Consider the following 7,147-nt stretch of genomic DNA (forward strand, 5'->3'; position numbering starts at 1 on the left):
ACAGACCGAGAAGCGCGCCCCGACCATCCCCGACGGCGCCTCCGGCCGGCACTCGGTCGTCGTCACCGTCGACTAGACCGGGCGACAGAAGGAGCAGGAAGCGACGAACATGATCCTCACGGCGAGTGGACCGGGGCCACATGAGTTACTGGTGTGGTCACCCCGTTCACACCGCTTTCCAGCGGTATCCGGAAGGCGCCGCATGACGCAAGCCATCTCGATCGGTCCCAACCCGGCCCACGACCCCGATCTGCCCGTGCTCCTCGGCCGGGTCGGCGCCGGGGACCAGGAGGCGTTCGCCGCCGTCTACGACGCCGCCTGCCATGCCGTCTTCGGCCTGGTCCACAAGGTGTTGCGCGACCACGCCCAGGCCGAGGAAGTGGCCCAGGAGGTGTGGGTGGAGGTGTGGCGCACGGCCGGCCGCTACCGCCCCGAGCGGGGTTCCGTGCTCAACTGGATCCTCACGCTGGCCCACCGGCGCACCGTCGACCGCATCCGCTCCGCCGAGTCCGCCGCCGCCCGCGATCACCGGGCAGCCCTCCTCGACCGGGTGCCGGAGTTCGACGAGGTGTCCGAACAGGTCCATGCGCGTCAGGAGCGGGAAGAACTGCGGCGGTGCCTGCATGCGCTCACCGAGATCCAGCGTCAGTCGGTCACGCTCGCCTACTACCGGGGCCTGACCTACCGGGAGGTCGCCGAAGAACTGTCGGCGCCCCTGGGCACGATCAAGACGCGGTTGCGGGACGGTCTCATCCGGCTCCGTGACTGCTTGGGGGTGACTGCATGACCGTGGACACGGGCGATGCCCACACGCTGACGGGCGCGTACGCACTCGACGCACTCGACGACGGCGAACGCGACGCGTTCGAGGCCCACATGGCCCGGTGCGAACCGTGCGCGCAGGAGGTGCGGGACTTCACCGCGACCGCCGGACGCCTCGCGCTGGCCACCACGGGCCGCGCACCACGGCACCTGAGGTCACAGGTGCTGCGGCGGATCGGTGAGGAGCCCCAGGAGCACCCCGGTTCCCCGGCCGCTTCGTCGGGCCGGGCCCGGACGCCGCAGGGCAAGGCTCTGCGCTGGGCGCTGGCCGCCTGCGCGGCCGGGATCGTCGCCCTCGGCACGACGACCGTGTGGCAGTACCACCGGACCGACGACGCCCGGCACCGGGCCGAGGCTTTGCAAGCGCAGTCCGACCGGGTCGCGACCGTTCTCGCCGCACCCGACGCCCGAGTGGCCGCCACGTCCTTGACGAGCGGGGCACGTGGTTCCGTGGTCGTCTCGCGGAGCATCGGAAAGGCCGTGTTCATCGCCTCCGACATGGCCGCTCCGCCTCCGGGCAAGGTGTATCAACTGTGGTTCGCCGACGGCGGCCACATGCGTTCGGCCGGGCTGATGGACGCCTCGCGCACGAACCAGAGCGTGCTCATGGACGGCCGCGTGGGTGAAGCCACGGGAGTCGGCATCACGCTCGAACCGGCGGGCGGCTCACGACAGCCGACCAGTACGCCCCTGGCGACGATGGCCCTGCCCGCCTGACAGCCCGGCCCTGGTTCCGCACCCTGTGGCGCGAGGCCGGCGTCGACCGGCGGATTCAGGGAGCTCCGCGCGGTGAGGCGCGGGAGCGGGCGAGATACTCGGAGGCCCCGCCCTTGACCGCCGCGAGCCAAGATGCTCGGAGGCCCCGCCCTTGACCGCCGCGAGCCAAGATGCTCGGAGGCCCCGCCCTTGACCGTTCGGCACCAGTCGGGTCGTCCGCCCGTGAGCGGCGCGCCGGGTGCCCTCTGCCGGACGGACTGAGCCTCTTCCAACCTGTCGGTTGGGTGCGGTAGTTGGCCGGTCCCGCAACATGAACAAGCTACTGGTAGACGGTGTCTCGACCAAGATTCACCGTGCCCCACCAGGAGCTTCGCTTGCTTGTCTATCCGTCGGCGATCGATCTGTCCACCCGCACTTTGCGGTATCTGGCCAGGCAACTCGCCTCCCGCAGGCAGGAGATCGGTACGCGGTGGAGGCGGCTGACCGCGGGCCGTCAGGCCCTGCTCGCCCTGGCGCATCTGCGGTGCGGTGATACCTACGCCCAGCTCGCGGCCGGATTCGGTATCGGGCTCGCCACCGTGTACCGGTACGTCCGCGAGGCGATCGACCTTCTTGCCGGGCTCGCGCCGACGCTCGACGAAGCGATGGTGACGGCCCGCTCGAAGGCGTACGTGATTCTGGACGGCACCGTGCTGCCGATCGACCGGATCGCCGCCGACCGGCCCTACTACTCCGGGAAGAAACGGCACCACGGCATGAACGTACAGGTGCTGACCGATCCGTTCGGCCGACTGCTGTGGGCGTCGCACGCGCTGCCCGGCGCGACGCACGACCTGACGGCGGCCCGCGAACACGGCATCATCAACGCCCTCGTCGAGGCAGACCTCAAATGCTGGGCAGATAAGACGTATCAAGGCGCGGCCCGCAACCTTCGGGTTCCGTTCAAGGGGCGTCGGCTCAAGCGGCGGCAGCGGCGTCACAACACCACCCACGCCAAGATCCGCTGCGTCGGTGAGCAGGCCATGGCGGCTCCCAAGGGCTGGCGCCTGCTTCGGAAGCTGCGCTGCAGCACCCACCGCATCACCGCGATCGTGAAGGCCGTCCTCGCCCTTCACCTCGCTGTCGCGTCAGGATGAAAACCCCTCATAGTTTGCGGGCTTCAGACTTTGTCTTTCTTTCGGCCCCAGTAAACCTTTATGGCGTAAAATACCACGGTCAAAACAAGGGAGGTATTCCGGAGCGACTCGTTCGGCCAGCTCGATGTGAGGTCGGAGAATTTGGCGAGAGCGATGATTGCGAGGAATGCCGCAAAACACACGTTTTGGCCAGATTTTGCGCTCTCTTCGAGTCCTTTGAAGTGTGCCCGCTTCTTCTCTCTGGCGGCGTCCTCCAATAAAATTTCCAGACGGCTCCTGGAAGCGTTGAAAGTGTTCCCGACGTTATTGTTTCCTTGCAGGAAGGTCCCTCCGTTATCGGCGTGCAGATTGTAATTGCCTCCCTCACCCCCGGCGTGAGGTTGCCTTCCGTCTTCGTTCACGGTTCACCGTTTTTCTGCGGGTATGGACGGGTTACTGTGTCAGGTATACGCTATCCAAATGTATTGCCGTGATTGTTGTTTCCCTGGATGAAATTCCTGGTATTTCCCTTGATGTTCGCGGTGTAGTGAGAGACAGGCGCTTCGCCGTTCTGGGTGTGTTCGGAGTTCAGTTTCTCAACAAATCCACGAACGGCGGTGGCGAAATCAGGGTCATCTTCCATGACGCCCTCCAGGGAACTTGAGAGATAGCGCTCTGTTCCTTCACGGAGTTCTCCGTCGTCGCTTTCGGCGTCCGCCCTGAGCCTCTGCATCTCGCGCGACTCGCGGCCGAGCTTGGACTCGACCGTCTCGTAAAGATTCTTGAGCAGAAGTCTCGCCGTGGAATCCACGCCCTCTCCCGCGATTTCCCCCAATGACTGCACGCGGCTTTTCGCCCATGCGAACATGTAACCCACCGCGGCAATTTCAAGGCCCGTCACGTTTACTCCTCGCCCGGACGATTTCCGCACTCGCAGATTTGTCATAGCTTATCGTCTTGAGGGTGACGGCGGACCAGTTTCAGCCATCCCAAAAGCGTACCTTTTCTAGGTAAAAATCTGAAAAGCGTAAGATTCTGTGGCGCGGCGTTTTCGGTATCGGCGTCGTCGTCCGCCGACGAAGAGCCCTGGTCACAGGTGAAGTTGTCGGCCCCCCCCCCAGCCGCTCAGGCCCCCAGCGCATCGCGATCGTGTCGCCCACGTTGACGACCGTGCCGCGTGTCGCCGTGGTGAAGGTCCGCCGTCGAGGCCGGCCTTCCAGGTCTTCGTGCCGCTGTTGACCTTGCCGTTCATGGCGGTCACCGTGCCCGTTCTGGTGGCCGGGGTCACCGAGGTGACGCAGCCCGAGGGGGTCGCCGCGCCGACTGCCGCGTCAAGTACTGCGCCCAGGGTGGTCGTGGTCCCGGTCGGGGTGAGGGTGACTGAGCAGACCTTCAGGGTGGCCACGCCGTTGTCCACGGTGAGCGCCAGTTTCGTCGCCGTACCGGAGGTGAGGGTGCTCTGGGCCACCCAATGAGCGTTTTCAGCGTGGCCACCGATCGGGCGACGGGGCGGCGTGAGGCGGGGTGCGCAACGGGCAGGGCTCCCGTGCCGTTGAGGGAGGTGTTCGACGTCTCAACTCAGCAGCACAGAAGCCCTGTTGGTTCCCTATCCTGCCGCACTCGACCTGCCTCATGCCCTGGTCGAGCGGGGTACGATGCTCATCGTCACCCGTGAGGGTGACCAGCGGTGAAAACTCCCGCCGCACCGTCGTTTGCTCATCGCACTCATGTACCTGCGCCGCCATGACACCCTCACGACGACCGCAGCAGCCTTCGGGATATCCGTCGGCACCGCCCACGCCTATGTCACCTCCGTCACCGGCCTGCTCGCCGAGCAGGCGCCGGGCCTGCTGAAGACACTGCGCGAGCACGACCCCGACTTCGTCCTCCTTGACGGCACGCTCACAGAGCGCGACCGCGTCAGAGACGGCAGGGCCGACTACTCGGCCGAACACAGGCGGCACGGCGTGAACGTGCAGGTCGTCACCGACCCGGCCGGCAGGACTCCGTGGCTGTCGCCGGCACTACCGGGCCGGACCCACGACCTGACGGCAGCCCGCACCCACACGGTCCTCCGGATCTGCGAACGCCAAGGTGTCCCGATCCTCGCCGACATGGCATACATCGGTGCCGGCGACTGGGTCACCACGCCAAGCACCGACCACCGGACGGCGAACTCACACCCACCCAGCGGACCAGGAACCGGGCCCTGTCCGCGGCCCGCGCACCTGTCGAACGCGGCACGGCGCGATTGAAGTCCTGGCAGTTCCGCAGATCCCGCATCAGCCCCAACCGCATGAGCGTCATCGCCAAAGCCGTCCTCACCCTGGAGAGCCAATGCTCAAAACGCTCAATGATCACCGGCCCGCACGAACGGGGAAACATAGCGCGGGATCGCCGGTTGGCCAAACCGCCGATCCCGCGCACCATAGACAGACCACCGCCACGCCCTGTCCGTACGTCGAGAGGCTGCTTCCACGACCGCAGACACCACACCTGCCGCAACCTGTCACGGGGCCAGCCTCTGGAGGCGATCAGGCCGCCGCGTAGCTTGCCCGAAACAAGTCCTGCGCCCGCTCCACGTCCCTGAGCGTACGGACCTGGACCTCCAGATCACCCGTTCCGTGGTGGCCGAGACCGGACACGTCGCGGGTGAAGCCCGGAACGAGGTCGACGTTCTGCGGGTCGACCTTCAGGTAGACCAGCAGCTTGCTGCGCTGCGGCGGGCACGCGCAGGCGAAGTTCCGAAGCCGCTGATAGGCCCGATAGGTCTTGCGCTCCACACGGTTCACGCCGTCCCCAAGTCCAAGCAGAACCTCGTCGACCGCACCCGCCAACTCGCTTATCGCCGCGCCCTGGAAGTCAAGCGCCGCCCGGGTGACCGCCCCACTCCGTGCCCGGCGGGCCACCCTCATGCCGCCACTCGCGGAGGCCACGGTCTCAAGCCCGAGCAGCTCGCTACCGAAGAGTCGGTAGCGGACCAGGTCGATCGACCGCCGGTGCTCGCGTACGGCATGCACGTCGTAGCGAGTGAAGTCGCCCGCGATGCACATCAGGCGTGGACCGCTCCACAAGACCTGGGACGCAGCCGTCACCCCGAGCCGGTCGCGGACCAAGTGCTCGAACTCCGCCCGGTGGTCCATCAGCCACGAGAGGTAGAATAGCCCCTGGTTGATGACCCCTGCGTCCGTGCCGCGCTTGTATTCCACGATGACCGGCGATCCGTTCTCGTCCAGCCCGAGCGAGTCGATCCGGCCCGCGTGTACCGGTCCGGTGCCGTACTCGCTCGCCAGGAACTGGACTCCCAGCAGCGCCTCCATGTGCGTCTCGACGAGACGCTGCACATCGGCCTCGATCTCAGCGAGACGCGGCATGACCTCGGTCATGCCGCAATTCGTCGTGTCCGTGCGAAAAAGCTTCAGGCCCGACACCCCCTCTTCGGCTCAGAGATCACCAACGCCGACGGGTACGGGATTGTTTCCGCAGTAGGCTTCGGGGGCGTGAAGATAGTGTGAGTCGCTACGCACGACCCGATCGGGGAGCGCCCGCATCCCCCGGCAACCAGAAATCCGCAATTCCCCCATGCGTCCCCCGCGCCCTGGGAGACAGTGAGCCTTTTCCAACCTCACGCTGACGCGTGGTGGAGGACAAGAACGGCCTGGACGATCGCGGTGATGCGGTGGGTGCTGCAGCGGAGTTTCCGCAGGAGGCGCCAGCCCTTGAGGGTGGCCATGGCCTGCTCGCCAAGACAACGGATCTTGGCGTGGGTGGTGTTGTGGCGGCGCTTCCACTGCTTGAGGTGGCGCCCTCGAAACGGGACACGGACGGGCCTGCCGGCTCCTCGGTATGCCTTGTCCGCCCAGCACTTGAGGCCCGGTGCGGTGAGCGCGTCGATGATCCCGTGCTGCCGGGCGGCGGTCAGGTCGTGGGTCGAGCCGGGCAGAGCCGGTGAAGCCCACAGCAGACGGCCGAACGGATCGGTGAGGACCTGGACGTTCATGCCGTGGCGTTTGTGTTTCCCGGAGCAGTAGGGGGTGTCGGCGGCGATGCGGTCGATGGGCAGCAGGGTTCCGTCGGGGATGACGAACACCTTCGTCCGGATGGTCCTCATCGCCTCGGCCAGGGTCGGGGCGAGGGCGGCCAGGACCTCGATGGCTTCACGTATGTAGCGGTAGACGGTGGCGATCCCGATGCCGAACCCGGCCGCAAGCCGCGCGTAGGTGTCGCCGCACCGCAGGTGGGCCAGGGCGAGCAGGGCCTGACGTGCCACGGGAAGCCGTCGCCACCGCGTCCCGATGTCCCGACGCCTGGCCGTCAGCTGTCCGGCCAGGAACCGCAGAGTGCGGGTGGACAAGTCGATCGAGGACGGGTAGACAAGCACGCGAAGCTCCTGGCGGACACGGGTGATCTTGGTCGAGAACCCGTCTACCAGGAGCTTCGTCGACAAGCGGAACTGTCCAACTCGCGATCAACGCCGCCAGCTTAGAAGAGGC

Annotated in this window: 7 protein-coding genes and 2 pseudogenes; 4 read left to right on the forward strand and 5 right to left on the reverse strand. The window is 66.5% G+C overall.

Features of this window, described 5'->3' with window-relative positions:
- The first annotated feature begins 202 nt into the window (after window positions 1-202).
- The 3 genes from GA0115242_RS06540 (at window position 203) to GA0115242_RS06550 (ending at window position 2,675) form a co-directional block, all read left to right on the forward strand.
- A complete protein-coding gene (locus tag GA0115242_RS06540; RefSeq protein ID WP_093825463.1) occupies window positions 203-787 on the forward strand; it encodes a sigma-70 family RNA polymerase sigma factor in 585 nt (194 codons plus the stop codon).
- The gene (locus GA0115242_RS06545; protein WP_202555001.1) at window positions 784-1,539 is read left to right on the forward strand and encodes an anti-sigma factor; all 756 of its coding nucleotides are present in this window, start codon (window positions 784-786) and stop codon (window positions 1,537-1,539) included. The genes GA0115242_RS06540 and GA0115242_RS06545 overlap by 4 nt, the downstream gene beginning before the upstream one ends.
- A gap of 374 nt (window positions 1,540-1,913) precedes the next feature.
- Entirely contained in the window at window positions 1,914-2,675 is a 762-nt protein-coding gene (locus GA0115242_RS06550) for a transposase family protein (protein ID WP_093825465.1), read from the forward strand.
- Window positions 2,676-2,698: 23 nt separating this feature from the next.
- Here the strand turns inward: GA0115242_RS06550 and GA0115242_RS40270 are convergent, their stop codons facing one another.
- From GA0115242_RS40270 to GA0115242_RS41485, 3 genes and pseudogenes are all read right to left on the reverse strand, one after another.
- A complete protein-coding gene (locus GA0115242_RS40270; protein WP_141721522.1) occupies window positions 2,699-3,076 on the reverse strand; it encodes a hypothetical protein in 378 nt (125 codons plus the stop codon).
- A gap of 50 nt (window positions 3,077-3,126) precedes the next feature.
- A complete protein-coding gene (locus GA0115242_RS40275) occupies window positions 3,127-3,555 on the reverse strand; it encodes a hypothetical protein (protein ID WP_141721524.1) in 429 nt (142 codons plus the stop codon).
- Window positions 3,556-3,784: 229 nt separating this feature from the next.
- Window positions 3,785-4,125 (reverse strand): annotated as a pseudogene (locus GA0115242_RS41485) (hypothetical protein); the annotation flags it as partial.
- A 127-nt stretch (window positions 4,126-4,252) separates the two neighbouring features.
- On the opposite strand from GA0115242_RS41485, the pseudogene GA0115242_RS06560 reads away from it, so the two are divergent.
- A pseudogene (locus GA0115242_RS06560) lies at window positions 4,253-4,992 on the forward strand (transposase family protein); the annotation flags it as partial.
- 196 nt (window positions 4,993-5,188) lie between these two features.
- Here GA0115242_RS06560 and GA0115242_RS06565 read toward each other — a convergent pair.
- Window positions 5,189-6,085 (reverse strand): DUF5655 domain-containing protein, encoded by an 897-nt coding sequence (locus GA0115242_RS06565; RefSeq protein ID WP_093825467.1) that lies wholly within the window; start codon window positions 6,083-6,085, stop codon window positions 5,189-5,191.
- A gap of 194 nt (window positions 6,086-6,279) precedes the next feature.
- The gene (locus tag GA0115242_RS06570) at window positions 6,280-7,035 is read right to left on the reverse strand and encodes a transposase family protein (protein ID WP_093825469.1); all 756 of its coding nucleotides are present in this window, start codon (window positions 7,033-7,035) and stop codon (window positions 6,280-6,282) included.
- Between the last annotated feature and the right edge of the window lie 112 nt (window positions 7,036-7,147).

It is taken from the genome of Streptomyces sp. SolWspMP-5a-2, from assembly GCF_900091845.1.
Taxonomy (GTDB): domain Bacteria; phylum Actinomycetota; class Actinomycetes; order Streptomycetales; family Streptomycetaceae; genus Streptomyces; species Streptomyces doudnae.

What these genes read in the sequence shown, in the direction of transcription:
- GA0115242_RS06540 (WP_093825463.1), top strand. Translation starts at nt 203, where the DNA reads ATGACGCAAGCCATCTCGATCGGTCCCAACCCGGCCCACGACCCCGAT.
- GA0115242_RS06545 (WP_202555001.1), top strand. Translation starts at nt 784, where the DNA reads ATGACCGTGGACACGGGCGATGCCCACACGCTGACGGGCGCGTACGCA.